We start from the raw sequence: 26,309 nt of genomic DNA on the forward strand, positions 1-26,309 counted from the left end.
GTTAAGAAGCGCAGATTACCAGCTGGAAAATTGCGGTTTAAATTTCCTCAATAAACTGCTCTAGACGGTCAACCACAGCCTGTGGCTCACGCGCCCAGCGATTGTGGCCCAGCCGCTGCTCAATGAACTCGTACTTTGCCGAATTCGGCAGCATCCGTGCCAGCGCCTGTGCGGAAGCCTCCGGGCAGTCACGGTCACCACCACAGTTCAGCAGCAGCGCCGGGGTGGTCACCTTCGGCATCTCAGCGGCGTAGTCGATATCCGCACCGCGCGGTCGCAGAAGACCCGTGCGCGAGAACCGCGCCCACTCCACCACATGGTTACGAGCCTGGCGGCCATAGCCGGCCAAATCAAGCCTGCCCGCTGGCCAATAGCCCAGGATCTGGGACACCACCTGCATAAACGGTGCACCGTAGCGAAGCCGCTTGTACTCGTTGCCAGTAAAACAGTTGTAGTGCGGAGTACCGGAGCCGACCATCACTACGCCGGCCACGTCCGCTTCCGGTCGGGCCAGATACAGCGAGGCAATCTGACCGCCCATGGAATGACACAGCAAGTAGACGGGTAGCTTCTCCCCTGTGCTCTCCCCTGCCGCGAGGTGATCAAACTCCTTGCGAGCCCGCGCCACGGCCAGCGGGTAATCCACCGATGCGAGATCCTGGTAGCCCCAATTGTGACGGCGGGTGGCCACCGCAGTCTGGTTACCCTGGCCGCGTAACTCCGAGGTCAGGACGCAAAAACCCCGACGCTGTAACTCTTGGGCAATCGGCCGGTAGTAGCGAGCACCCATGCCAAAGCCCGGCCAAATAACGACAATGCCCCGAGGCGAACCTTCGGGAAACCGAAGCGCCATCGGGGTCACGGAGCCATCTGGCAATGTCTCCTGCACAATACGTGGCACGACTGGCGGTTCCCCGTTGACCATGCTTCCCCGAGTATCTTCCATTTCATAAACATTAATGGCTGAACGGAGGTTTTGTCAGGGGAACCGACAAGCCGATAACCAGACTTGGTATCGGCTTAGACGTCGAGGAAGCGAACGTCCTTCGCATTACGGGTAATGAACGAACGTCGTGAAGCGACGTCATCGCCCATCAGAATGGTGAACAGTTCGTCCGCCTTCTGCGCGTCCTCGAGGGCGACCTTACGCAGCACGCGGTGATCCGGATCCATGGTGGTATCCCACAGCTCAGCGGCGTTCATCTCACCGAGACCCTTGTAACGCTGAACACCATCGTCCTTGTTGATCTTGCGGTTGGCAGCCAGCCCCTCTTCCAGCAGCTGATCGCGCTCAGCATCGGAGTAGGCGTAGCCCGGCTCACCCTTGGCCCACTTGAGCTTGTACAGCGGCGGCTGGGCGAGGTAGACGTGCCCTTCATCAATCAGCGGACGCATCAGACGGAACAGCAGCGTCAGTAGCAGCGTGGCAATGTGCTGACCATCGACGTCGGCGTCGGCCATCAGCACAATCTTGTGGTAGCGCAGCTTCTCGATGTCGAATTCGTCGTGAATACCGGTGCCCAGCGCCGTAATAATGGCCTGGACCTCGTTATTCTTCAGCGTCTTATCCAGGCGCGCCTTCTCGACGTTCAAGATCTTACCGCGTAGCGGCAAAATGGCCTGGAACAGCGAGTTTCGGCCTGCCTTTGCAGAACCACCTGCGGAGTCACCCTCCACGATGAACAGCTCGGACTGCTTCGGATCCTTCGAACGGCAGTCCGCCAACTTACCCGGAAGACCGCCAAGATCGGTCGCGGACTTACGACGCACCAGGTCACGGGCCTTACGAGCCGCCTGACGGGCATGTGCCGAAGCAATGGCCTTGTTAACAATGGCCTTGGCCTCAGCCGGATTGGCCTCCAGCCAGTGACCGATGTGCTCATTAGTCATGCGCTGGACGAAGGAACGCACCTCGGTGTTACCGAGCTTCGTCTTCGTCTGGCCCTCAAACTGCGGATCGGCGACCTTCACCGAAATCACGGCAGCGAGACCTTCACGGCAATCCTCACCGGAGAGGTTGTTTTCCTTCTCCTTCAACAGGCGGTGCTCACGCGCATAGCGGTTCATCAGCGATGTCAACGCAGAACGGAAGCCCTCTTCGTGCGTGCCACCCTCAATGGTGTTAATGGTGTTGGCGAAGGTGTGCACCGACTCGGAGTAACCCGAGTTCCACTGCATGGCAATCTCGACCTCGTGGCCGTCACCTGCAGCATCGAAGGAAATGATGGTCGGGTGGATGATGTTCTTCGACTTGTTCAGAGTCTCGACATAATCCCGCAGACCATTCGGGTAGTGGAAGACCTTACGGCGCTCCTTCGGCTTGGTGGTCTTCTCTGCCTTCTCCTTCTGCTCCTCAACCGCATCCTTGGCGATTTCAGCGGATTCGGTCTCCGCCTGCTCCGCCAGAGCCTCAGCCTCGAGCTCCTCCTCGGAGACACGCTTGTCCACCAACGTGATGGTCAGGCCCTTGTTCAAAAACGCCATCTCGCGCAGGCGGCGAGAAATGGTGTCGAACTTGAAATCGGTGGTCTCAAAAATCTCCGGATCCGGCCAGAAACGCTGCGTGGTACCCGAACCGCGAGTCTTCTTACCTCGGATAATTTCTTCCGGAACAGCCTGGTCGAAGTTCTGGTACCAGGTGTAGCCATCGCGGATGACCTCGGTTTCCATGCGGGTCGACAGCGCGTTAACCACCGAAATACCCACACCGTGCAGACCACCGGAAACAGCGTAGGACTCGGAGTCAAACTTGCCGCCGGCGTGCAGCTGAGTCATAACCACCTGCACCGTCGGCATACCCGACGGGTGCATTTCGACAGGAATACCACGGCCGTTATCGCGGACCTGAACGCCGCCGTCTTCCAGCAGAGTGACCTCAACATCGGTGGCGTAACCCGCCATCGCCTCGTCGACGGAGTTGTCTACAACCTCCCACACCAGGTGGTGCAAGCCACGCTCACCAGTCGAGCCAATGTACATACCCGGCCGCTTACGCACGGCCTCGAGGCCCTCGAGGATGGTAATCGATGAGGCGTCATATTGATGTTCGGTAGCAGCCACGGTTCGGCGCGTCTCCTATTCTTGGTTCTCTCCCCGCGCAACATTCGTCAGCGCGCGAAAAATAGGCCGGCGGTCAAGCGCTATCAGCGCCAGCCAGAACTACATAGGACTACTAGATAGGTCTGGCTAGTTTGGAAGTCGATAACGTCTCAAGAACCGCCTGCCGGTTTTCTCCTGCCCATCTTACCCCAACGTAGTCCCCTACTGTGGATATAGCCGATGCGCTCAAAGGACCAAATTTCGCAGTTTTACGCATACCGACGGCTAATCGTAGACCGTTTACCGACCTTTACCCGTAAGTATCACGCGGTCCTCGGCCCTCGATGTGCAATTTGCCCTTGCGCCAATTCGGCGCTTTCGGCCCCAGCACCTTAATTTCCTCAACCACTCCATCCCCGACGCGTTCCGCGATCGACTTCAAAACCTGTCGCTGTGCCAGCCGCAGCTGTGTTGCCCATGCTGTCGATTGGCACTCGACCACCAAAGTGCCGTCCTTGAACTCCTTGACCTGGGAGTGTTCCGCGACAACCTTGCCGACCATCGAATCCCACTCCGTCATAATCACACCGTGGGCAATGTGGATCTGCCAGCCGCGATCGACTACTGCCTTATTCAGCACCGCACCAATCGGCGCAGGTCGACGGTCATATTTCCGGTACAGCCGAATCCCCGCCTCCTTCAATAGGCTCGGCGAAATCACCGTTCCGGCACGATCTCGCACCACTGCTTGCGCTGCCCGCTGCTTATCGACGTCCGCAACGATCCCCTCCGCGGCCTTCACAGGCACACGGCTATCGAGGCCAGACCACGAGCCCTTCTTCTTCGGTGGCCGCTGGAGATTCGGTAACTTGTGACCGCCCTCCTTAGCGGCATCGCGCATGCGGAAGAAAGCGTCACTGATCAGGTCGTTTTCCTCTTCCGGTGAGTTATCCGGCTCCATGTTCTCGACCATACCCGTCACTCTTCCGCGACTGGGTTTTCATCCAGCAGTGAGATTCGCCCCTGCTCAGTCTGCGCCACCGTTACCGTGTGATGGGTCACCGAAGAATCCTCGACCAGTGCCTGAGGCAACTCCTCTCCCACCGCCGAGGTGATCAACACCTGCTCAGCCTGCTGCGCAATTTCCATGAGAGCTTCCCGACGATGCCGGTCGAGCTCCGCAAACACGTCGTCAAGCACCAAAATCGGGTCGGGTCCATCGGCCCGGAGCAAAAAGTACGCGCCGAGACGCAGCGCGAGTGCAAAAGACCAGGTTTCGCCGTGGCTAGCAAAGCCCTTGGCGGGGTCATTGCCGAGAATGAGGTCGAGATCATCGCGATGCGGACCAACGAGACAGGAACCGCGCTCAATCTCCGCGGTGCGGCGCTCCGCCATCTTCGTCAGCAGCAGTGCCTCGAGCAGCTCCGGTTCGCTGGGCAATGGCCCGCCATCCAGGCTGTCGACCTTCGGCGCATAGGCGATCGTGGCTGGGCGCGAGTGCGGGGCAAGCGTGGCATAGGCCTCGCTGACATGCTCGGAAAGCTCGGCGATCAAATCCATACGCGCAGCCATTAACGCCGCTCCCACCTGCGCCAATTGCGCATCCCAGGTATCCAGCGTGCTCAGTGCGGCCTGCCCCTCCGAGGAAGAATAGCCACGGCGCAGCGTCGAGCCCGCCGACTTCAGCAGCGCATTCTTCTGACGCAAAATCTTGTCATATTGAATGCGGATACCGGCGGACAGTGGCCGTCGTAAAGCGAGCAAATCATCGATGTATCGGCGACGGGAAGCGGGCTCGCCCTTGACCAGCGTGAGATCCTCGGGCGAGAAAAAGACCGACTTAACGATCCCCAGCAGCTCCCGCGGAGACTTCAGCCGCGTGCGATTAATCTGCGCCTGATTCGCGCGATGCGGATTGATGAGCAGATGCGCCGTCAGCTCGCGGCCATCATTGACCGCCGTCGCCGAAATGCGTGCCGACGGGGTCCCCGAACGAACCAGCGGAGCATCCGTAGACACTCGATGCGAGCCGAGCGTGGAGAGATACCCAACGGCCTCGACGATATTGGTCTTGCCGTAGCCATTTTGCCCGGTAAATACGGTAATTCCAGGCGTGAACTCGACTTCCAACTCCGGCCAGGAGCGGAAGTCCCGCAAGGACAAATACCGAATGTGCATAGCCGCAAACTAGCCCGGCAGGCGCACAGGCATCAGCAGGTAAGTGAAGTCGGTCTCCGGCGTTGGGTAGAAGCCGTCCTCACCGAGCTCCGGGATAGCTTCCGGCTCTGGAATGAGAATCGCGGGACGCGACGGCTGCGTAAAGCCCAGCAGAACGCGGTGGGAGCGAACAGCGCTGAGCCCCTCGAGCAGGTACTGCGGGTTGAAGGCGATCAGAAGTGGTTCCCCATAGAAGTTGCAGGCCACAGTCTCTTCTGCGTGACCGACCTCGTCGCCATGAGCGGAAAGGACAACCTGGCCGTCGGAGAAGTCCATGCGAATCTGCGCACCGTGATCCGCCATCAGAGACACACGACGGATGGCATCCTGCAGCTGGTCAACACGAGCAACAGCCATGGAGGAATGCTGCTTCGGCAGCAGCGGACGGAACTTCGGGAACTCGGCGTCCAGCAGTCGCGTGGTAGTGCGACGAGGATCGGCGAGGATAGCCAGCAGACCTTCGGAGCCGACCTCACGATCATCAGATCCGTCGCCGAATGCCAAGGTCACTGGCTCGCTGGAAGTGGTATCGAGAGTGCGGGCAGTCTCCGCGAAGGTCTTTGCCGGGATGAGCAGCTTGGTCTCCCCCTCCGGGATCTGCTCCCACTCGAAACTGCGAACCGCCAGGCGGAAACGGTCGGTGGCAGCGAGAGTGACCTCGTTACCTTCGGTTTCCATCCGGATGCCGGTCAGCATCGGCAGCGACTCATCCTTGCCGGCAGCGATAGCGACCTGACCAATAGCCTCAGCCAGCAGAGCAGCACCGACAGTACCGGTAGCAGCCGGAGCTTCTGGTAGCTGAGGGTAATCCTCCAAGGTCAGGCTTGGTAGCTCGAAGCGGGAAGAACCACAGCGAACGATGACCTTCGTGCCATCAAAGTGCATCTCTACCTGCTTATTCGGCAACTTAGAGACAATGTCAGAAACCAACTTGCCATTGACGGCGAAGCGACCGGGCTCATCGACCTCTGCACTAATACGAATCTGAGTCGAGACCTCGTAGTCATAGCCAGCGAGCTGCAGACCATTGTCATCCGCGAGAAAAATCATGCCACGCAGAATCGGCTGAGTCGGGCGTGCAGGCAGGTTACGAGCAACCCAGCTCACCGCACCCGCGAGATCGTCCTTAGCCGCGCGAATACGGACTTCGGTCTGCTCCATCGTTCCTCCACCGGTATTGGATGTCTGTTATTAGCCGTTTATTAGCCGTCTTTTGTGTTGTCAGCGCGCTATGTCAGCACACATGACTGGAGTTACAAAGATTCCATCGTACAACTCTACTGCAGACTGCCAAAGACCTCACTGGGATTCTTGTAGTCCGTCTAGTGCTTAATCGTAGTTCTTACTCGTTCTTGGCATTTTTAAAGTTGTGCGCCAGAGGTTGTTTGCTCGGGGTTGTGCGCAGGCCCCCTTTTATCTAGAAGTTTCTAGAGATTTTTAAAGTCGGGAGTAGTAATAGGGGGTGTGCACATTGTGAAATTACATGATTCCCGCTGGTCTTCGCTGGTTTCGCGCTGTGGATAACCAGTGCGTCTAACTGTGGATAACTTGGGGTGTCTGTGGATAGTGTTCGGGCTTCATCTTTCATCCACAAAATTTACGAGTTGTCCACAGCTCTGTGCACGGAAAAACCGCAGTTAATAACAAGAATTCCGCACGCCGAACCCAAGGTTTTTAAGCCGTTCCACGAGCTCGATCTCGAATGCGTGTGGTCAGGTCGTTGACCTGGTCCTTTGAGGGCTTCTTCTCCTGAATTTCCTTAACAATCTTGCGTTCAGCGTGCAAAACCGTCGAATGGTCACGATTTCCGAACTCCCGGCCAATCGACGGCAACGAAAGCTCGGTGAAGGACCTCGTCAGGTACATCGCAATCTGGCGTGCATGAGCGACCGGGCGAGTCTTACCCGGGCCCACCAAATCTGCAACCGTTAGGTCGAAGTACTCAGCCGTGGTGGAGATGATGATCTCCGGAGTAATCTGCACCTCGATTTCGTCGGCACCGAGGATCTCCTGTGCAAACTTCAAGGTCACAGGCTCATGAATCATGGACGCGTGAGCGCTAATCTGCAGTAGACGCCCCTCGAGCTCACGAATAGAAGATGAGGTGTTCTCCGCGATGTACTGGAGTACATCATGCGGAACGACCAGATCAGACAGCTGTGCCTTCTTCGACAGAATTGCGATTCGCGTCTCCAAGTCCGGGTATTGCAGATCCGGATTGAGCCCCCACTGGAAGCGGGTACGAAGGCGATCCTCCAGAGTCTTAAGCTCCCGCGGTGGGCGGTCCGACGACAGCACAATCTGGTGATTGGACTGGTGCAGGGCATTGAACGTATGGAAGAACTCTTCCTGTGTACCTTCCTTGCCCTCCAAGAACTGGATGTCATCGATGATGAGCATGTCCAAATCGCGGTAGCGACGCTTGAAGGATTCCTGGGCGTCGTCACGCACGGAATTAATGAAGTCGTTGGTGAACTCTTCCGAGGAAACGTAACGAACCCGCAGGTTAGGGTACAAATGCTTGGCGTAGTGACCAATGCCGTGGAGCAGGTGCGTCTTGCCAAGACCCGAACCGCCGGAGATAAACAGCGGATTGTAGGTGCGCCCCGGAGACTCCGCAACAGCGACGGCGGCTGCAGCGGCGAACTTATTCTGCGGACCAATAACGAAGGTCTCGAAGGTGTAGTTCGGGTTGAGGGTGGGCTCCTCGAAAGGCATGCTCATCTCGGTTGGAGTGCCGTGGCTCTCGGAACGGAAAGGACTTGTGACCTGGCGCTGATCAGCAATAGTCATCGGATTCTCGGCAGATGAGTGCGAAAGCCCCTGCGCCATTGAATCCACTGCGTCCATCGATCGGTGCTGTGACTGGGCACTCTGCTGATTATGGACATTCTGCTGGTGTGTCTGCGGCACCTGTGGCGTCTGCGTCGATCCCTGGTGCTGCTCGTGGCGATTGAAGTCATTCGCATCTGCACTGGGGAACGGGTAGTTGCGGCCAGATTGCTGTTGGTGCTGCTGGTTTGGCTGTTGACGCTGAGCCTGCTGCGGACGCGAAGCTGCAGATGGCATCTGCCCCGAGTGCTGTGCAGATGGTTGAGTGGTCTCTGCTGCCTGGCTATCTTCAGCGTCGTCAGCAGGATCGGCAACGGTGATGACCGTTTCCAACTCCTCGCCGGTCAGCGAGGCTAAGACGGCCTCGATAATGCCCTTGAGCTCTTCTTTTACCAGTGCCTGCACCACTGGCGATTGAGTGCTGAGCAGGAAAAAACCTGGAAAGTCACCAGTGTGCGTCACTGACCGCAGCAGTGCCTTGTGTGGCGGGCGTAGTGGTGCAATGCCCAACTCCGGCGCACCTTCTGGTGAAGTCAGGATAGAAACGACCTGCTCCCAGAGTCCACCTGGCAATTCTGGTTGTTCGCTCACTGTGTGAATGTCCTTTTACATGTTTACGTTCATCAAATTTATCGAGGCGACCTGTTTTTGTGGAGTGTTTTTGGCATGGCGAGAGCGCCATATCTGCCCATTTGGGGGCTATTTCTTGTAATTCGCCCTGTGGGGTGTTTCTACACAAGGTGCTATACGCCCCGAGCAGGACTTCCACATGTTTGTCCACACCTGTGGATAAACCTTGTCGCTAATTGACTAACAGTTTATCCACAGTTTGCCCACAATGAAAAATAGCCCCCTAGTCTGCGTTTACCTAGGTAAACACGTTATTTCCCCTGCTCGCTGTGATTCATGGTGTGGAAGTTATCCACAGCTGATGGGATAAACGCCCTGTGGATTGCAGTGCATAGGTTAGTATTTCCACAGGTCAACATCGGTACCGTCGGAAAACTTGGAAAATGATTCTCCAGGTAAATCCGGCGTGTTGATTTGAATTTCTCGCTCGATTCGACGTAACCTATCTGGGTGTTTCATATCCATTGAGATATGAGTCCGAGCTTGTGCTTGGACCCGACAGAACGCATGTAGCTTTCAATCTGTCGGTAAGTAATTTTTCCGTGCATCACGGGAATGCGTCAGACGCATCGCTGCCTCGCACTCGAAGCGAGGAGTTTACTGCGGTGTGTTCAGCGTGGACTCGTGGTCGTTTGAGTTTCAAGGAGTGTCAACCGTGTCGAAGCGGACGTTCCAGCCGAATAACCGCCGTCGTGCACGCGTGCACGGCTTCCGTACCCGTATGCGTACCCGTTCCGGTCGCGCCGTTGTGGCAGCACGCCGCAGCAAGGGCCGTGCCCGCCTGTCCGCTTAAGCAAGAGGACACCGATTTCGGTGCTCCCTCAGAGCAATAAGCTGCGTTCTTCGCGTGACTTCACGGTCACCGTACGACGTGGACGCCGAATCGGACGCAAGACCTTGGTCTTGCATATTCGTGACACCGCCGCTTCTGGCGGTGAAGATAAGACCGATACGCAGATTGCCAGGTTTGGTGGTCCGCGTGTCGGTCTTGTCGTATCTAAAGCTGTGGGCAACGCCGTGACTCGTCACGCTGTATCCCGCAGGCTCCGCCATGTTATGGCCGCGGCCGCGCAGAATCTTCCGTCCACCATGGACATTGTCGTTCGCGCGCTGCCTGCATCTGCCACAGCCACCAGCCAGGAGCTGTCCCACGATGTGCAATCGGCACTCGCCACATACGAACGTCGGCGCTAATTCGCTTGACGACGGCCCCCTCGCTCAGACCCCCGGCGCACGTGTGGCTGAGAGGGCGATTCTCTTCTACCGCCGTCGTATCTCTAATCTGAAGCCCACGAGCACATGTCGTTTTGAACCGACGTGCTCCGCATATGGTCTTGAGGCTGTGCGCCGTTTCGGAGCTATTCGTGGCCTGTGGCTGACTTTCTTGCGCATCTTCCGTTGCGCACCCTGGCATCCGGGTGGCTGGGATCCAGTTCCTGCCACATTCCCCGGCCTGGGTTCGTGGTTGAGGCGAATGCACAGGTAACCTCTAGTAATGCTTAGCCTTTGACGGGGCTTTGTAGACGAAGGCGCGAGTGCGCTGTCCCCTAAAGAACGGAGTGATCTTAGACCGTGCTCAATTTCGTGTATGTGCCGATTTCGGCCATCCTGTGGTTCTGGCATAAGGCCTCAGGTTTCCTATTCGATCCCTCCTCGGGTATCTCCTGGGTGCTGGCCATTATTTTGCTTGTGGTCACCATCCGTATCCTCCTGTTTAAGCCGATGCTGAACCAGCAGCGTTCTGCCATCAAGATGCAGCAGCTCGCTCCTGAGATGCAGGCCATCAAGGAGAAGTACAAGAACGATCAGCAGGCTCAGGCTCTTGCTATGCGCCAGCTACAGAAGGAAATGGGTGTCAACCCGCTCGGCGGCTGTTTGCCGATTCTGGTTCAGATGCCTGTGTTCATTGGCCTTTTCCACGTGCTGCGTTCGTTCAACCGAACGGGTACGACGGGCAATGCGCTCGGCATGTCGGTGGAGCAGAACTGGAATACGCCTAACTACGTCTTCGGTGTAGATGAGGTGCGGTCCTTCCTGCTGGCTCGTGTGCTCAATGCTCCACTGTCCAGTTCGGTTGGTATGGGTGAGGATCAATACGCAGCCTTTACTGTGCCTGGTACGCCTGCGGACTTCACCCGCATGGACATCATGATCGTTGCCATTCCGCTGATTGTTATCGCGGCACTTGCAACGCACTTCAACGCTCGCATGTCTGTTGACCGCACGCGTGCCCGCCAGGAAGCCGGTCTGGTGAAGCGCCAGGAAGGCGTTATGGGTCAGCAGATGGACATGATGAACAAGATGATGCTTTGGTTCTTCCCAATCATGATTCTTGTTACCGGTGCTTTCTGGCACATCGGCCTTCTTGTCTACATGGTGACTAACAACGTCTGGACCTACTTCCAGCAGCGCTACATCTTCGGCAAGCTGGATGAGGAAGAGAAGGAAGCTGTCGCAGCTAAGAAGGCTGCCAAGCGCGAGGCACAGGAGAAGCTCGCTCCGAAGGTTGGCCAGAAGCCAATCAATCCGAAGAAGGGTGGCAAGCGTCAGGCAGCGCAGAATGCGCAGCAGGCGCAGTCCGGTCAGGCCTCTGCAGCGAACAAGGCTTCTAGCCATCTTCCGGATGGTAATTCGGGGAAGGGACAGCAGGGCCCAGTCTCGAAGCCAGCGCCAGGACAGAAACCCGCAAATCGGAAGAACCGGAAGCGGAAAAAGAAATAGCTGAAGTGGAATCGCCCTTCGTCTACATAAGTTAATTAATCGAAACGCCCCGCAGTTGATGCGGGGCGTTTTTGCTTGCCTTGGTACTCTATCGCGCAGACAACGTCGCTGTTATTACAGGCATGTAATTTTCTGTGGGGCCTGGAGTTTGGCATCCAACTCCGGTCAATGTTTCACGTGAAACATGGCTGTTGCACTGTCGTACACTAGGGGTAATGAAAAGCTCGACGGGTGACGGCACAGCTGCCCCATTGGAAAGGTTAGTGGAACTGTTGAGTAACTCCGCGAAAGACGTCGATAATCAAGAAGCCTCCGCAGGTTTGGTCGATCCGGATCTGCGTTCGGTGATAGATACCGTGTTTGGAGGGAATGCCGATCGAGCATACCGCTACCATTCATGGTTGGCTGAGGAGGCTACAGTCCGAGGTTTGATTGGGCCACGTGAAACTCCAAAGCTGTGGGATCGGCACATTATCAATTCTGCGGTAGTTGGAGAAGCGATAGGCAAAGGGCTTCTAGTTGCGGACATTGGTTCGGGGGCAGGCTTGCCCGGGATTCCGCTTGCTCTTGCACGACCAGATTTGAAGGTGGTTCTTGTGGAACCATTGCTGCGCCGTACGACTTTCTTGAACGAGGTTGTGGAAGATCTCGAGCTGGACAATGTGACCGTGGTTCGCGGCCGCGCTGAGGAGAAAGTGGTTCGCGCTGAGGTTGGCCAAGTAGATGTCGTCACTTCTCGCGCTGTTGCCCCTCTTGGGAAATTGGCGGGCTGGTCGCTTCCTTTAGTTAAATCCGGAGGCGCGATGGTTGCACTGAAGGGTGGAACTGCGCAAGAGGAGATTGATCGGGACGCAAAGCTTATTGCCAAGGCGAAGGGAACTAATCCCCGCGTTGTAGAGGTTGGCGGTTCCGTGTTGGGAACTTCGACGTACGCCGTGATTATTCAGAAGAAGTAGGTTGTAAGTCCCCCTCCCCTACTCCACTGCCGGTTCGCTTGTGTTTTGGTTTCGACATTGAGGCGCGTAGTGCCGTCGGGCTAGAGTGGGATAAGTATCGCGGTATGGCAAAGTCCTACCGGCCAAGGTGGATGTTTCACGTGAAACATTTCCACAATCGTCGGCGTCTAACGCTTGTTGGGGCTTGATGATTACGCTTTTGCAGATAGTTACTAAGTTTTTATTCGCACTCCAGTGGCCATGATTGGTGATTGCTGTGCTTGTAAGGGGAATAGTTAATGAGCCGGAAGTCCTGGCAAGACACACCCATCGCTGCGGCAGCTCAACGGGCAGCGCAAGTTAAGGCCCCGAACCGTTTATCGCTTCCACGCCCCGAACGCCCGCGCCGTATTACTATCGCCAACCAGAAGGGTGGCGTGGGCAAGACCACTTCGGCAGTCAACATCGCGTCGGCGCTCGCGCGGCATGGTCTCAAGGTGCTAGTCATCGATAATGACCCGCAGGGAAATGCTTCTACGGCCCTGGGGATTGAGCATGTTTCCGGGACCCCGTCGACGTATGAGCTTCTAATTGGCGAACTACAGATTGACGATGTCATCCAGCGTTCCCCTGAATCTGAGAATCTCTTTTGTGTGCCAGCGACATTGGACTTGGCGGGCTCCGAGATTGAGCTGGTCTCGCTCCTGAACCGTGAGCGCCGACTTCTCGATGCAGTGTCAGATCAGTACCTGATTGACAACGGCTTTGACTTTCTCATTATTGACTGCCCTCCTTCGCTCGGTCTGTTGACTCTGAATTCGATGACTGCCGCCAACGAGGTTTTGATCCCGATTCAGTGTGAGTTTTACGCCTTGGAGGGTGTGACTCAGCTGATGAATAACGTGCAGATGATTCGTCAGCATCTCAATCCGGAGCTACATATTTCTGCTGTGCTGCTCACTATGTTCGATGGCCGCACCAAGCTTTCGGAAGAAGTTGCCAATGAGGTTCGTAACTACTTCGGTGAGGTTGTGCTACGTAATCTCATCCCTCGATCTGTGAAGGTATCGGAGGCGCCGGGATATTCGCAGACCGTAATTTCCTACGATCCAGGGTCTCGGGGCGCAGTTGCTTATCTTGACGCCGCGAAGGAATTGGCAACGCGTGGCGACTATTCAGCAGTTTCGGGTGGAAGTGCGATTGGGCAAAAACCAGCTTCCTCCCCTACCCCGTCCAATTCCACTGAGACAAATTAAAGCCACTAGGAGTAGTTACCGATGTCGAATCAAAAAAAGGAGAACCGCAAGGGAGGGCTCGGTCGCGGTATCGCCGCGCTGATCCCAACTGCTCCGGCGGCTAACCCCTCGGTAGGTGAGAGTGCCGCGGATATTATCTTCGGTCCCCGCCGTACCCAGGGGACGAAGCAGCCTGGAAGTAGCGGAGTTGCCGACGTACTGGGGGCAGCCGCGACGGGATCCGGCACCTCGTTGACTGAAGGGAAAAACGCCGGAAAATCTGCAAAATCCGGCCAGAGCAAACCTCATACCAATGAGGCGCAGAAACGTCACAGTGACAATAAGACTATTGGTAAGTGTAGCGATGTTTCACGTGAAACATCGCCCTCGACGACATCGGGAGTAGCGGACCATAGCGGCGCCAAGCCGACCGATGTTGACACTTCGGCCGCAAACGAGTTTGGCGCGACCTATCGCGAAATCAACTTGAAGCTGATCACGCCGAACCCGAAGCAGCCACGAGAGGTCTTCGATGAGGAGCCCCTAAATGAGCTCGCTCACTCTATTCGTGAGTTCGGTCTATTGCAGCCGATTATCGTACGACCAATCTCTGAGGATAGTCGTGCGGCCGCACTCGAGGCAGCGCGCAAGGAAGATCCGAACGCGCCGCAACCCGAGTTTGAAATCATCATGGGTGAACGGCGCTGGCGTGCTTCTCAGCGAGCTGGGGTCGACACGATTCCCGCCATCGTTCGCGATACTCCAAACCAGGACATGCTTCGCGATGCCCTACTAGAGAACATCCATCGCGTTCAGCTGAACCCACTCGAAGAGGCCGCTGCGTACCAGCAGCTACTCGAAGAGTTTGGTGTAACTCAGGCAGAGCTGGCGGATCGAATCGGTCGCTCGCGGCCCGTTATTACCAACATGATTCGACTCTTGCAGTTGCCGGTGGAGGTACAGCGACGAGTAGCGGTCGGTGTTCTGTCGGCTGGTCACGCACGTGCCTTGCTTGGAGTTAAGGCAGGTAAGGAAGAACAGCAGCGCCTCGCCGAGCGAATTGTTGCTGAAGGACTATCCGTCCGTGCGACCGAAGAAGCAGTGACATTACTCAATGCCGGCGAGCGACCGAAAAAGCAGCACCGCGAGCCCACTCCGCAGCCGGAGGTCCTTCACAATTGGGCTGACCGCCTGTCCAATTCTTTTGATACGAAGGTGACTGCCCAGATGGGCAAGCGTAAGGGCAAAATCGTTATCGAATTCGGCAACCTCGAGGACTTTGATCGCATCATGTCACTGATGCATCTCGACGAAGAGTAAACCCGGTTACTGTGACTGAAGTATTCATCGAGAAAATTTCGCTGGCCGACATCGAAGGAATCTATCCAGAGACGATGTTAAGCCTGTTTTGGGAACAGGGCATGGAGCATATCCGTACAGCAACTGCCCTACCCCAGTTCTCGACTGAGCCGCGCGAACCTAATTTGGACCCCAGCACGCCAGAAGAGGATGAAGCGCTCAACGGTGATTTAAAGCATTCGGACGGCCAACCCCCTACTCGGCCAGGCGGAGCTAGTGAAAGCCTCTTAAATGGCGATTTAAGCCCTGATTTAGCCGCCCAGGTGCGCTTGGAGAAGGAAGCATGGCTCAATACCGTCTACCTTTCCTGGGGACCGTGCGGATATTCACTACGACGAAAGCCACCGGCATCACTTATCGATGGGAAACTTGAGACCGTCGGCACGCTGCTCTTTGCTCCGCCACGCTTCTGCCCGACGACATTTTCCATGCCTTCCGGACCAATATCGCCGGATGCGATTGCGCTGACGAGTCTGCATTACAACGCTTTAGAGGTTGACGATGACATGCTCCGCGTGCTCATTGTGACCGCTCTGCACAAGCTCGCGCTGCGCGGGATTTCAGCGGTAGAAGCGTTTGGTTGCAGTGGCACGGCGGATTCTATGTCGGCATCCACGCCGTCGTCGCCAACGCCTGACGACGGTACGGAGAATCTAATCGCTGATTTCGAAGCGCAACTCGAAGAAAAGCTGAATCCAAAGCCGTGTATTTCAGATTCGTTGGCGGCGATTAACCATAACGCCGGTGATTTGATTCGTACGCGAACCCTTCTTGACTCCGGGTTTCGGGTGGTGACTCCACATCCGATTCATCCGAAACTCCGTATCGAGTTGGATGCGGAATTGGACTGGGACGAAGAAATCGGCCATGCGTTGGATCTAAGTGCGAAAGAACCCTTTATGCGCTCAAAGCTGTTCAGTCTTTAGCGCTGGGTTTCATTGGTCAGCCGTGTTTAGGCTTTTTCCTCTTCAATCAGCTGCGCAAAGCTGTAAGCGCCGGTCATTGGCTGCTGCTCTTCATCGCCCAGGTACAGACGCTTTACAGCGACAACGATAGATTCGGCAATTACGTCCCGCTGATCTGGGGAAGAAAGAATTGCGACGTCATCCTCGTTGGTCAGGTAACCAACGGCGACTTCCACCGTGGGCATCCTGGTCAGACGGAGGAGATCCCAGGTACGGGCGTGCGAGCGGCAGTCTACCAGGCTCGTACGGGCAACAATCTCTCGCTGGATAAGGCCAGAGAGCTGTTCGCCCAGAATGGAGTTGGAGCCCTTCATCGAGCCAAAGTAAAAGGTCGCAATACCGCTGGCGCGGTTGTTGTGATAGTGGTCAGCCTGCAGGGAGATGAAGACGTCAGCGCCAAATGCGTTGGCCATCTCAGCGCGATCCTCGATGGACGGATTGTCGGTACGAGGACGAGACAGAATAGTCTCTGCACCTGCCGCGACAAGGCGACCCTCAATGCGAGAGGCCAAATCCCAAAGAATCTCTTCTTCAGAAATCTGACCGTAAGGGCCGTCGACCACAATGCCGGGCTCCCCTGCCCCAAGACCTGGATCAATGACAATGCGCTTTCCAGAGAGCTTCGGCCCCATCGTGCGCAGTATTTCCTTCTCGTGGAAGGCGTTTACAGAGCCACCAGTAACCCTCCTGCCCAAGTAGCTGAGCGCCCGGAGAGTAACGGGACCACAGATACCGTCGGGCTCCAGCCCGTAATTGAGCTGGTATTCACGTACAGAGGCATCGGTCTTCGGGCCAAAGTGGCCGTCTACTCGGGCATCGTGGAAGCCGAGTTCCTGCAAGGTAGCTTGGAGAACGCCTACGTCCTCACCGGTCATTTGTGACAGTGGATCGTAGGACAGTACGCGGGTGCCCAGAGTGTACGAGGCTTCTCGCAGTAGGCGCAGGGTGCTGTCGCGGATAATCCCGTCGGCATAGACACCGCGGGACTGTTGGAACGCCAGAAGAGCGTTGCGCATGTCCTCATCAAAGAGGTCATCGTCACCAGACCACTGAGGCGAGTTCTCCTCCGCGGCTGAGCCCTCCCAATTGGGCAGAAGCCCAAGACGAGCCAGGGTAGAACGTACCTCGGCTACACGAGGTGACCTATCGCCCACCTTCAGAAACTCTGGCACGAAAACTCCCTTCCGAACTCCACAATTATGTTTAGGCCGTTGTGGGTCCTCACAACACTTAATCAGTATTACTGGCCAGTGAGCTAAACGAAACTTCAGTTAAGAAATCCCGCGCACTCTCAGAGGATATGGTCAGCAATACCTCTCAAGTTGGCGGCAACCTGGTTCCTTCACGGTATTAAGGAAGACGTAAACCGCCATTTCCAGCAAGATTACCAGGTCGCAGGCGCGAATTGATTGTTACGAGGGCGCGTCGGCTAGCCCGACGGCAGAACCCCAGGACTAACTCTAAATCACAACCACAACTTCAGTCACATCATAATGGGGTGTGTCCAACGAAGGTGGCAGTGGCGAAGTGACGGGTGGGCAGTCGTAACCTCGTATCGGATAAGGAGCAACCCCAAGTTCTTTTAAAGGTGCTTTTCGATGAGCGACGTGATTTCGCCCTTCGGGCGGACTCCGCGAATCTCTTCGACCTTCTTGCCGTCCTTGAATAGGAGCAGGCTTGGGATGGACATAATCTGGAACATGCCAGCCAGTGCACGCTCCTCATCGACGTTGACCTTGGCGATGACGGCCTTGCCATCGAGCTCGGTCGCAACCTCGTCCAAAACGGGAGCAATCTTCTTACACGGGCCACACCACTCTGCCCAGAAATCAACAAGCACCGGCTTATCGGATTCGAGGACATCGGACTTAAAGGTGTTGGCGGTGACGGTTACCGGAGCCATGAAATTCTTCTCCTTAGAATGAGCTCGTTTGAGTTCTTAGTGGTTTTGTTTTGTGGTCTTGATTCTAATTTTTCAACCTAGCTTCTTCAGCCTCGCGTACGGATTTGGCGCTCAAGGCGTCAAAAATTAGGGCTTCCGGTGGTGCGAGTGAAGTACTAAATTGTTAATTAATGGTGTTCTTGAGAACGCTGCAAGTGCTCGATGAGTACGGGGCGTACCGGGCTATAACACGTCCCGCTGCACCCTGATTGAGCTACAGCTAACAACAATTGGGCTTACCGACTATCGGATATTCCCCATAGTTGGATATCTGCAATCGTAGGGCTTATCCAACAATTGCGATACCCCAACTATTAGGTGTTTATCCAGCTAGTGCGACTGCCCTGCTGTCATCTACCGAGTAACAGTTTCCAAGTAGTGCTCAGCATCCAGCGCAGCCTTGCAGCCAGAACCAGCGGCGGTAATTGCCTGCTGGTAATGCGAGTCAACAACATCGCCCGCCGCAAAGACGCCCTTGAGAGAGGTCTGGGTGCTCGGAGCGGCTACCTGAATGTAGCCATTCTCATCGCAATCCAGCTGATTGCGAACCATCTGCGAACGTGGCTCGTGGCCAATTGCTACGAACATGGCAGTCACATCCAGGACGGACTTCTCACCAGTGACGGTGTCTTCCAGCTCGAGACCGGTAACCGAACCCTTGTCCTCACCAAGAACCTGGGACACAACCTTGTTCGTCGCAAAGCGAATCTTGTCATTGTTCTGCGCGCGCTCGACCATGATCTTCGACGCACGGAACTCATCGCGGCGATGGACAATCGTCACCGAGCGGGCGAACTTGGTAAGGAAGGTTGCCTCTTCCATTGCGGAGTCACCGCCGCCGATGACGGCGATATCGTGGTCGCGGAAGAAGAAACCATCACAGGTGGCACAGGCGCTGACACCATGACCAAGCAGCGCCTGCTCACCCGGAGCACCGACATAACGCGGAGCGGCACCGGTTGCCAGGATGACAGCGTGAGCCTTGTGCTCTTCTTCGCCAACCCAGACAGACTTGATATCGCCGGTGAGATCCATGCGATCGACAATCTCCATGCGCAGGTCAGCGCCGAAGCGCTCTGCCTGTGCGCGCATCTGATCCATCAGCTCTGGGCCCATGATGCCCTCGGAGAAACCTGGGTAGTTCTCCACATCGGTAGTCGTCATAAGCAGGCCGCCAAACTCGATGCCCTCGAACACCACAGGCTTCAGGTCGGCACGGGCTGCGTAGGTGGCAGCCGTGTAACCGGCGGGACCGGAACCGACGATGATCAGGTCGTGAACGATATCGCTCATGAAGACTCCTATAATTTTTATCTCTCACATCACATGGCGCACAGTGATGCTCAGTAGTAAGCAAATTTTTCAGCTCCGGGAAAGAAATTACCGGAACCAGCCACCTCAACCAACGTGAGGTTAGCCATCTCTATTCCCCCAGCCTCTCCCCTGCTCCGCAGTTGTTAGGCCACCTGCACTTCTTCCAATTGTCGCCGAAGCGTACGACGCGCCCGCGCCCGCCGAGACTTCAACGTCCCGCTCGGCTGCCCAATACTGCGAGAGGTCTCCTGCAGCGAATATCCAAAGATGTCCAAGTACAGCAGGGCATCCCGTTGATCCGTTGGCAGCTGCTCCAATGCGGCGGCCATAGTCACACGTAGCGGAACATCCGGGCAGGGAATCGGCTGTGAACTCATAAACGTCTCAAAATCCTCCTCCTTATCGCAGAGAGGGATCTCCCCGAAACGACCGCGGTTGTGGTCAATACACGCATTCTTCACGATGCACGTCAGCCACGTCGCCACCGTCGAACGCCCGCGAAAATTCGCCGCCCCCGCAATTGCCCGCGCCAGCCCCTCCTGTACCCCATCCAAGGGATCGAAATCATCCCGACGATAGCGCCGCGCCATCGCTACCAACTGCGGATAATAACGCCGTGCCAACACCGCGAACGCGCGACGATCCCCCGCCAGGTGCGCCTTCAATAATTCACGATCGACCTCGTCCGCAGATGCATGCTTTTGCATACCGACGACGCCACAATCCCCCAGTCGCCGACCCATGCGGGCCTTACGGTGACTGTCCCCAATTCGATTTCTTCCCCCAAAGTTCATGGCTCCTATGCAAACACGAAACCCGCGCTCTCCGCTTGGCAAAACTGCCGTGGAGACCGCGGGCTGTGGATGAATTTCAAAACGTCCCAGTAGCTGTGGATAACTTGGGACAACTTGAACTGTTGCCACCTAAGGCAAGCTCAGAGCGTTATTCCGTACCACGCACCTGAATGTCGCCAATAGCAACTGGCAGCAACGAATCCGGAGATTGCTCAGCCAGATTGCGGTCGCCGACAAGTGGGTTGTCCGCATCGGAATTCTGCGACTCAGCATCTGTATCAGCATCTGTATCAGCGTCAGTGTCTGAGTCGCTGTCGGCTACCGCTTCCGCAGCCGTCGGCAAGCCGGAGATCCAGACAACAAGGTTCTTCCACTCAGTGTCGCGGCTATCGATTTCGATGGTCGTCGTACCTGAGGTGGCAGTAGCGCTTCCGAGAACCGTTGTGTCATCCAAGTTCGTCGAGTCAGCATCTCGTAGGCCGCGAACTTCAATGTGTGCGCCCGGGGTCGCCGCGACCTTAAGCTCTCGAATGGTTGCCGGTTCATCGAGAGTGACCCGAATACCAACGCCAGGTTTGAAGTCCTCTGGGCGATTGCCGAACTGGCTGAGGTAAGTAGAAGTTACCCAGAAGCTTTCCTCGTCATTATCGATGGTCAGCTCAGCCATGTCCGGATTGTCCGGACCTGCTGCAGGGTTGTCGGTGTCGGCTTGCCACTCGCTAGCGTCGGCAAGCGAGAGCGTCGTGACCGGAGCCGGACCGCGTCGTACGGACTCGGAGTTAATCGGTGCGTCCGAGGAACGGTTAACCAGACCAAAGATGCCCGCGGCGACGAGTGCACCGACAATGACTACGCCGACAACGACTGCGCCGGTGCTGAATGCGCGGGTGCGATTCTTGGTGTGATGAGCGTTTGATTGGGCTGCACCGCCGGCATCGACGGATTCGCGCGCACCGGTGTCGGGGTCGATTGCGAGAAACTCCGAAGAATCGGGGCCCAGCGCTGCGGCGCGCAAGTCCTCGGCGAGCGTGCGAGCTGGCGACTCCTGCCCATTGAAGTCCTCCGGGCGTGTTTGCTTCGCGCGGTCGATAGCAGCAGAAATATCGGAGGGGATGTTCGTCACGCTGTAGAACAGCTCGTCGATGACAGAAAGCAACGCGCTGTAGTCCGAACGTTGCGAGCTATCGGGCAAAACGACGGGGAAAGCGTCGTAGATGTGGCCGTCGCTGCTGATGCGCAATTGTCCAGGCTTGTTTGTCAGGCCAAGGCAGCGCCCAGATTCGTGGGCGTCGGCGATTGTCTCGGCAAGTGATGCTATTGCGAGTGCCAGGGCATCCGGGTGGGCGGCCTGATCGAACCGCTCAATACCGATACTGCTGGTCCAGTCGGCGACGATGAGCACCTCGGTGCGTGTCTTCGCCACACTATGAATGCGGGACATCCCGGTGCCAGCCAGGTCACGCAGCTCATTGGTCGTCGTGGCAATCTTCTGGGCGGCAACCGATGGCGAAGTGTCGTAGTACGGCAGTGCAATCGTGTCGACGAAGACAAGTGCGACATCTGAGTTGTCGGGATCTCCCATATCCATGGCGCGCCACAGGCGCAGACCTGGGTAGGTCGCGACTTCAGAACGCAGACGGAAACGACCACCTGAGACCATCTCGCCGGGTACATAGCGGGTCGGGCGAGAACCCTGCGTCGGCATCGGCGGCAACAGCGGCGAAGCGGTGAAGCCCTCGTTTGCCAGACCCGTGGCCTCGCCAATCAGGTTCGACGGGGCAATCGAGAAAGCATCAGCGGCGAAGCCACGTTCGCGCTCCATATCCTCACGGTCGGCGACGGCATTGTCGGCTGCATGAGGCTGCGGAGCAAAGCGACGTAGACCCGGAATGCGGCCGAGGAAGCCACCCAGAACGCGGACCTCTTCCAATGGAGCCTGAGCGAGCACCAGGCCGGTACCGATGAGGAAGACCACGCCGGTGACGATGGTCTGCAGTAGCACACCGAAGGAACCGAAGAAATCGAACAGCACAAGGTCGGTCAATGCGAATGCGCCCCAAGCAACGGCGACACCGACAAGCGACGCCCCCAGTGCCCACAGCACGGTGTGGACGGTCGCCTTACTGTCCAAGTGTCCGAGAGTGCGGCGCAAGAGCAAGAAGCCAATTATTGCGCCGGCGACGAAACCGAAACCGTTGGCGGCACCGAGCAACACGACGACGGTCTCATCGTCAGAAGCCAGACGAGGAGCGAAGAACGACAGAATCACCTTGACGGTGGTAATGCCGAGGATGATGAAAGTCGGGGTCCAGGCCTCTTCACGGGCGTAGAAAACACGCAAGTGCAAAAGCACAATGGCGTATGGAATAAGCGAGAACGCCGAGAAGGACAGCGTCCAGCCGAGAATCTCTGCGGTTTCGCGGGGGAACTCCAGATACGCGAAAAGACCGACGGCGATGGGGCGGCCGAATGCGGTGAAGAAGGCAACGATCGGCACCAGCGCAATCATGGTCAGGCGGGTACCGATGGACAGATCTCGGACCACTGCCCCATCGTTGCCGTCGGCTGCATTGCGGGACAGTCGCGGCATGATGGCGGTCAGCAAGGTAACGCCGATGATGCCGTAGGGCACCTGCAACAGCAGCCAAGCCTGCTGGTAAATCGTCGGCGCTGCCTTGGAGGCAGTCGAGGCAATATTGGTGGTGATGAAGTAACCAGCCTGGGAAATTGCCACGTAGGTGATAATCGCGACACCCATGCCGGTGAACTGTTTGATGCGGTCGTCGATACCCCACAGCGGACGCAAATCAATGCCCGCGCGCTTGAGGTAGGGAATCATGATGGCTGCCTGAATGACGACACCCAGGGTGGTACCAAGACCCAAAAGCAGGATGTGCGGATCGGAGAGTGAACCGTCCGAATCCGGACTCAACTGGCCGGGCAGGAACAGATATAGCAAGAGCGTGGCAATGGCCACGACGTTGTTAGCGACAGGTGCCCACGCACCGGGTTTAAAGATTCCCTTGGTGTTTAGCACCGCCATGAGCAGCGCAAATATGCCGTAGAAGATAATCTGCGGCAATAGTAAGAACGCAAATGACGTTGCCAGCGGAACGTTGACCTTACCGGCCTCGTTAAGGCTCAATCTGGTCAACAGTGGCGCACCTATCACCGCCAGCACCGTCACCACTGCCAACAGCGTCATAGAGACAGTCAAGAGACGTCTAATGAAGGCGGCACCGTGATCTGGATCCTCCTTCTCCGCGCGCACCAACACTGGCACCACCAGAGAAGTCAGCACTGCGCCGAGGACGATTTCCGTAATCAGGTTCGGCAGTGTGTTGGCGACGTTGAAGGCTGAAGCCACAGCCGGACCCAGCGTCGCGCCGATGAGCAGGTTTCGCAAAAAACCCGTAATGCGCGAAATCAGGGTAGCGATTGCCATCGAGCCCGTGGAGGCGACGATGTCCGAGTTCGACTGTCCCTGATTTGCGTCCGCCGTCGAGCCTGCGGAGGAATCGCTGGAAGCGGTTGCTGTCGCAGTTGCCGCCTTTGCTGGCGATGGTGATGCCGATTCCGTCATCGCGTCAGCGGCGGTATCGGCATTTGCCTTATGGCCGGATACGCGAGTTAGGTCCGGGGCCGCTTCGGCCGGCTGAGATTCAGCCGTTGGCCGCGCCGCCGGAACTGGGGCCGGTGGCGCGGGGCGACGAATGCGGCCTCGAAGTCCAGATTTATGCGCGTCTGAGTCAGTCACATGTCCTATTGTTGCTTAAAAGGGGGTCTATTTCCGAAAGTACTGAGACCGTTTTGCGGCAAAAAACCCACCAACAGTGACGATGACGAGGGTCACGATAGCCAAAACCCCAACCGAAGCGCCCGATTGCACGGAAATACTCACTGATCGAGAAATCGGCGTGCCGCCAGGTGATTCGAGCCACAGCAACAGGTTGTGGGAGTTGTCTCCACTATCCCGTGGCCGGTCTCCCTCTGGAGCATTGGTCGCCGGAGTGGATTCTGCATCATCACCCGACTTCGGAGTGAACTGAACAGTCACCGACCCCTTGGCGGGGATGGCGGCCTCATACTTCTCCTCCAACACCGAATCTCCAGCGCCGACGCGCACGAACGCGGGAACCGGCAGCGGCAGGCCATTACGAGCCAGCACCGCAATCGGCGACAGCTGCGTTGCGCGGGTGTAGACACCGCCGGGAGCTACCAACGTCACCGAATTGCGCAGGCGTCGATTCATAATCAGTGCCTGGTCGCTGAGTTCTTCGCTCCGCCGCTGCACGTCAGTTGACTGCAGCTGATTTCGCCGGCCGAGAGTTGTAAACGAGCGCAGCAAGTCGTGCCGCAGGGGACGGGTGAATTCATACCGCGTCAGCGCGACATTGGGATCGTTGGACATGATTGTGGTCAGGTCGGTGATCTCGCGGGAGGCCGTCTGAGCCTTCTCCACGAGCGTCTCACTCACTGGCGCGGGATCGGCAAGCTTGTCAATTGGAGTAACCGAGCCCGCATCCAGGTCGTGAGCTGAAGCGGTGATGGAGTCCATCAGCGGAGTCAGCTCAGCCAGGTTATCGTCCACGGCTTTCCTGACCGCAGCCATGAAATCTTCAGCGTCGCTAGCGCGTGGATCCCAACCGGACGGCGGTGCTGCCACCACAGCCGCGCGAGGGTCATCCGAATCAGTCAATGATTGGAACAGAGTGCCAATCGCTGTCTGCATCCGTGCAGCTTCGGAGTCGATTCGGAAATCGTAGCGTCCGAGCAGATTCGAATACGCCACAGTCTGGGGAGACCGTCCTGTTGCAGCCAGAGAGGTTGTCAGTGCCCCAGGGAGGGCGAAGGCGCGGCTACCGTCGGCAAGCACGCCACTATGGCCGGGGCGCAGTGTCTGACCATCGGCGGTGACGGCGGTGTTGTCTGCGACTAACACGGTGGTGTCGTGCGCGGCTTCGGGTGGAGTGGGCGACGGTGGCATCGCCTCGCCGGTATCTACGCGGTCTTCGAATGCGCGCTCCGGGGCGGTCCCGCTCAGGGCCGTCGCCGCCGAGTACAGCGGGGCGCTTTCCGACGTCACGTATCCCTCGGCCGGCAAATAGAGGCCCGGCAGTGCCTGAACGTCCAAATGCTTGGCGATAGTCTGCCGACCAGCGGCGAGTGCCTCCATCGAAAGCTCGTGATCCCCCACGCGAGCCACGGCGCTGGCATCGGTGCCGCCCCACGGCAGTGACAGTGTGCAGGTGTCCTGTGTGAGATCGTGCAGCCGATTGAGCCAGGCGGCAGCATTGTCACTGGCGGGCATATGCGTGAGATTGGTGTCATCCGCGTTTCCCCAGGAATCCCGCAGTCGCGGAGAGGACTCCACAGGACTTGGGCGGCTGGTGCCAATCCAGTAGTCGCGGGTCATCCTGGAGATTGCGTCGAGGGTCTCCGGGTCGATGGCGATGCAGGTTGATTCCCGCAACCTCTGCCCATCCGGGCCGGCAAAGCCCTTTTCCAACGAGGTGAGCAAACCGTCGAGGCGGCCACCGCGTTCGAGAGACTCGGCCAAAGAATTGTCGGTGAGGATGAGATTCGGCGACGAGGGTGCGTCACCGGTCTCACCGCCGACCAGTGGCACTGGCTGGCTGATGGGCCAAATCAGCGAAAACGGCACTGGGTCGCGGCGGGTGGGCGCATCGGAATTGTCGGTCTCATCGTTGTCGTTCTGATCACCGGCAGGCGGTTCCGGCTCATCACCTTCCGCTTGCGGATCCGTCACCGGAAGCAGTGCGCGTGTTTCCGCCAGCAGGCGGTCGATGTCATCTGCCGGTTGCCCGTTAGCATTGATGAGCAGCGGAAACGTGCCGGCTTCCGTGATGTCGAGTCCTTCTGGAGCCGGTGCGGAGATAGGAACACTTAGCGTAACCTCACGCTTCTCCCCCGCTTTCAGCTCGATGGGGGCACTGAAGGTCCCAGCCACATCAAACACCGATTCAGGCTCAGCGAGAATCGTCCGCGCATCTGCAGAGGAAGCCAGTGCGCCGGCCCGCTGTGGGCGCAGCGCAACATTGCTGATATCCGCATCGGAGGTGTTGTGCACCTGCACCTTGATGGTCAGCGTCGAATGTAGAGCCGCGACATGCGGAGTGAAGCTGGTTATCGAAAGCCGAAGGGGGCCCTGTTCACCGACACGATTGGTGCCACTGCCCCACAACTGCTCATCTTGCGCAAAAGCTGGGGGCGCAACGGTCGTCGGCAAGCACAGTATGAGCGCTGCGGTGGCGGCCGTGACTTTACGAACAACATTTCTTGGCAACTGCAACCTGAACATGCGC

20 protein-coding genes are annotated in these 26,309 nt (G+C 57.3%); 8 read left to right on the forward strand and 12 right to left on the reverse strand.

Annotated elements, in window-relative coordinates; translation table 11 throughout:
• Window positions 1–37 precede the first annotated feature (37 nt).
• The 6 genes from HMPREF2751_RS08675 to dnaA all read right to left on the reverse strand — a co-directional run bounded on the left by HMPREF2751_RS08675 (window position 38) and on the right by dnaA (window position 8,679).
• Window positions 38–925 carry an alpha/beta fold hydrolase gene (locus HMPREF2751_RS08675; protein ID WP_070429071.1) on the reverse strand — a complete coding sequence of 296 codons (888 nt, stop codon included), beginning with the start codon at window positions 923–925 and terminating at the stop codon, window positions 38–40.
• Window positions 926–1,020: 95 nt separating this feature from the next.
• The gene (gene gyrB / locus HMPREF2751_RS08680; RefSeq protein ID WP_016421743.1) at window positions 1,021–3,060 is read right to left on the reverse strand and encodes a DNA topoisomerase (ATP-hydrolyzing) subunit B; all 2,040 of its coding nucleotides are present in this window, start codon (window positions 3,058–3,060) and stop codon (window positions 1,021–1,023) included.
• A 289-nt stretch (window positions 3,061–3,349) separates the two neighbouring features.
• Entirely contained in the window at window positions 3,350–4,012 is a 663-nt protein-coding gene (locus tag HMPREF2751_RS08685; RefSeq protein ID WP_005511606.1) for a DciA family protein, read from the reverse strand.
• Between the two features lie 5 nt (window positions 4,013–4,017).
• The gene (gene recF, locus HMPREF2751_RS08690) at window positions 4,018–5,217 is read right to left on the reverse strand and encodes a DNA replication/repair protein RecF (protein WP_049170115.1); all 1,200 of its coding nucleotides are present in this window, start codon (window positions 5,215–5,217) and stop codon (window positions 4,018–4,020) included.
• A gap of 9 nt (window positions 5,218–5,226) precedes the next feature.
• Window positions 5,227–6,417 carry a DNA polymerase III subunit beta gene (gene dnaN / locus HMPREF2751_RS08695; protein ID WP_070595882.1) on the reverse strand — a complete coding sequence of 397 codons (1,191 nt, stop codon included), beginning with the start codon at window positions 6,415–6,417 and terminating at the stop codon, window positions 5,227–5,229.
• 513 nt (window positions 6,418–6,930) lie between these two features.
• Window positions 6,931–8,679: a chromosomal replication initiator protein DnaA gene (gene dnaA / locus HMPREF2751_RS08700; protein WP_049170112.1), complete on the reverse strand. Its 1,749-nt coding sequence runs from the start codon at window positions 8,677–8,679 to the stop codon at window positions 6,931–6,933.
• A 694-nt stretch (window positions 8,680–9,373) separates the two neighbouring features.
• On the opposite strand from dnaA, the gene rpmH reads away from it, so the two are divergent.
• The 8 genes from rpmH (at window position 9,374) to HMPREF2751_RS08735 (ending at window position 15,894) form a co-directional block, all read left to right on the forward strand.
• A complete protein-coding gene (gene rpmH, locus HMPREF2751_RS08705; protein ID WP_005511646.1) occupies window positions 9,374–9,511 on the forward strand; it encodes a 50S ribosomal protein L34 in 138 nt (45 codons plus the stop codon).
• Window positions 9,512–9,531: 20 nt separating this feature from the next.
• Window positions 9,532–9,912, forward strand: coding sequence for a ribonuclease P protein component (gene rnpA, locus HMPREF2751_RS08710; protein WP_049170110.1), 381 nt, complete (start codon window positions 9,532–9,534; stop codon window positions 9,910–9,912).
• Window positions 9,872–10,204, forward strand: coding sequence for a membrane protein insertion efficiency factor YidD (gene yidD, locus HMPREF2751_RS10655; protein WP_080969543.1), 333 nt, complete (start codon window positions 9,872–9,874; stop codon window positions 10,202–10,204). The genes rnpA and yidD overlap by 41 nt, the downstream gene beginning before the upstream one ends.
• 86 nt (window positions 10,205–10,290) lie before the next feature.
• Window positions 10,291–11,439: a membrane protein insertase YidC gene (yidC, locus tag HMPREF2751_RS08715; protein WP_048731382.1), complete on the forward strand. Its 1,149-nt coding sequence runs from the start codon at window positions 10,291–10,293 to the stop codon at window positions 11,437–11,439.
• 320 nt (window positions 11,440–11,759) lie between these two features.
• Window positions 11,760–12,395 (forward strand): 16S rRNA (guanine(527)-N(7))-methyltransferase RsmG, encoded by a 636-nt coding sequence (gene rsmG, locus HMPREF2751_RS08720; RefSeq protein ID WP_224783766.1) that lies wholly within the window; start codon window positions 11,760–11,762, stop codon window positions 12,393–12,395.
• Window positions 12,396–12,673: 278 nt separating this feature from the next.
• The gene (locus tag HMPREF2751_RS08725) at window positions 12,674–13,630 is read left to right on the forward strand and encodes a ParA family protein (RefSeq protein ID WP_048733133.1); all 957 of its coding nucleotides are present in this window, start codon (window positions 12,674–12,676) and stop codon (window positions 13,628–13,630) included.
• Window positions 13,631–13,651: 21 nt separating this feature from the next.
• Window positions 13,652–14,929 carry a ParB/RepB/Spo0J family partition protein gene (locus tag HMPREF2751_RS08730; protein WP_049170106.1) on the forward strand — a complete coding sequence of 426 codons (1,278 nt, stop codon included), beginning with the start codon at window positions 13,652–13,654 and terminating at the stop codon, window positions 14,927–14,929.
• 11 nt (window positions 14,930–14,940) lie between these two features.
• Entirely contained in the window at window positions 14,941–15,894 is a 954-nt protein-coding gene (locus HMPREF2751_RS08735) for a hypothetical protein (protein WP_049170104.1), read from the forward strand.
• A 26-nt stretch (window positions 15,895–15,920) separates the two neighbouring features.
• On the opposite strand, the gene HMPREF2751_RS08740 is transcribed toward HMPREF2751_RS08735, so the two are convergent.
• From HMPREF2751_RS08740 to HMPREF2751_RS08765, 6 genes are all read right to left on the reverse strand, one after another.
• Window positions 15,921–17,105 carry an N-acetylmuramoyl-L-alanine amidase gene (locus HMPREF2751_RS08740; protein ID WP_048733139.1) on the reverse strand — a complete coding sequence of 395 codons (1,185 nt, stop codon included), beginning with the start codon at window positions 17,103–17,105 and terminating at the stop codon, window positions 15,921–15,923.
• Between the two features lie 410 nt (window positions 17,106–17,515).
• Window positions 17,516–17,836, reverse strand: a complete 321-nt coding sequence (gene trxA, locus HMPREF2751_RS08745; RefSeq protein WP_016421730.1) for a thioredoxin — start codon at window positions 17,834–17,836, stop codon at window positions 17,516–17,518.
• 393 nt (window positions 17,837–18,229) lie between these two features.
• Entirely contained in the window at window positions 18,230–19,168 is a 939-nt protein-coding gene (gene trxB / locus HMPREF2751_RS08750; RefSeq protein WP_049170102.1) for a thioredoxin-disulfide reductase, read from the reverse strand.
• Between the two features lie 164 nt (window positions 19,169–19,332).
• Entirely contained in the window at window positions 19,333–19,896 is a 564-nt protein-coding gene (locus HMPREF2751_RS08755) for a sigma-70 family RNA polymerase sigma factor (RefSeq protein ID WP_224783764.1), read from the reverse strand.
• Window positions 19,897–20,131: 235 nt separating this feature from the next.
• Window positions 20,132–23,740 carry a murein biosynthesis integral membrane protein MurJ gene (locus tag HMPREF2751_RS08760; protein ID WP_049170098.1) on the reverse strand — a complete coding sequence of 1,203 codons (3,609 nt, stop codon included), beginning with the start codon at window positions 23,738–23,740 and terminating at the stop codon, window positions 20,132–20,134.
• 27 nt (window positions 23,741–23,767) lie between these two features.
• Window positions 23,768–26,305 (reverse strand): hypothetical protein, encoded by a 2,538-nt coding sequence (locus HMPREF2751_RS08765; protein ID WP_049170095.1) that lies wholly within the window; start codon window positions 26,303–26,305, stop codon window positions 23,768–23,770.
• Window positions 26,306–26,309 lie beyond the last annotated feature (4 nt).

It is taken from the genome of Corynebacterium sp. HMSC063G05 (assembly GCF_001810555.1).
Lineage (GTDB): Bacteria > Actinomycetota > Actinomycetes > Mycobacteriales > Mycobacteriaceae > Corynebacterium > Corynebacterium jeikeium_D.

What these genes read in the sequence shown, in the direction of transcription:
- HMPREF2751_RS08675 (WP_070429071.1), bottom strand. Translation starts at nt 925, where the DNA reads ATGGTCAACGGGGAACCGCCAGTCGTGCCACGTATTGTGCAGGAGACA.
- HMPREF2751_RS08730 (WP_049170106.1), top strand. Translation starts at nt 13,652, where the DNA reads ATGTCGAATCAAAAAAAGGAGAACCGCAAGGGAGGGCTCGGTCGCGGT.
- dnaN (WP_070595882.1), bottom strand. Translation starts at nt 6,417, where the DNA reads ATGGAGCAGACCGAAGTCCGTATTCGCGCGGCTAAGGACGATCTCGCG.
- recF (WP_049170115.1), bottom strand. Translation starts at nt 5,217, where the DNA reads ATGCACATTCGGTATTTGTCCTTGCGGGACTTCCGCTCCTGGCCGGAG.
- HMPREF2751_RS08685 (WP_005511606.1), bottom strand. Translation starts at nt 4,012, where the DNA reads ATGGTCGAGAACATGGAGCCGGATAACTCACCGGAAGAGGAAAACGAC.
- yidD (WP_080969543.1), top strand. Translation starts at nt 9,872, where the DNA reads ATGTGCAATCGGCACTCGCCACATACGAACGTCGGCGCTAATTCGCTT.
- HMPREF2751_RS08765 (WP_049170095.1), bottom strand. Translation starts at nt 26,305, where the DNA reads ATGTTCAGGTTGCAGTTGCCAAGAAATGTTGTTCGTAAAGTCACGGCC.
- HMPREF2751_RS08755 (WP_224783764.1), bottom strand. Translation starts at nt 19,896, where the DNA reads ATGCAAAAGCATGCATCTGCGGACGAGGTCGATCGTGAATTATTGAAG.
- HMPREF2751_RS08725 (WP_048733133.1), top strand. Translation starts at nt 12,674, where the DNA reads ATGAGCCGGAAGTCCTGGCAAGACACACCCATCGCTGCGGCAGCTCAA.
- trxA (WP_016421730.1), bottom strand. Translation starts at nt 17,836, where the DNA reads ATGGCTCCGGTAACCGTCACCGCCAACACCTTTAAGTCCGATGTCCTC.
- trxB (WP_049170102.1), bottom strand. Translation starts at nt 19,168, where the DNA reads ATGAGCGATATCGTTCACGACCTGATCATCGTCGGTTCCGGTCCCGCC.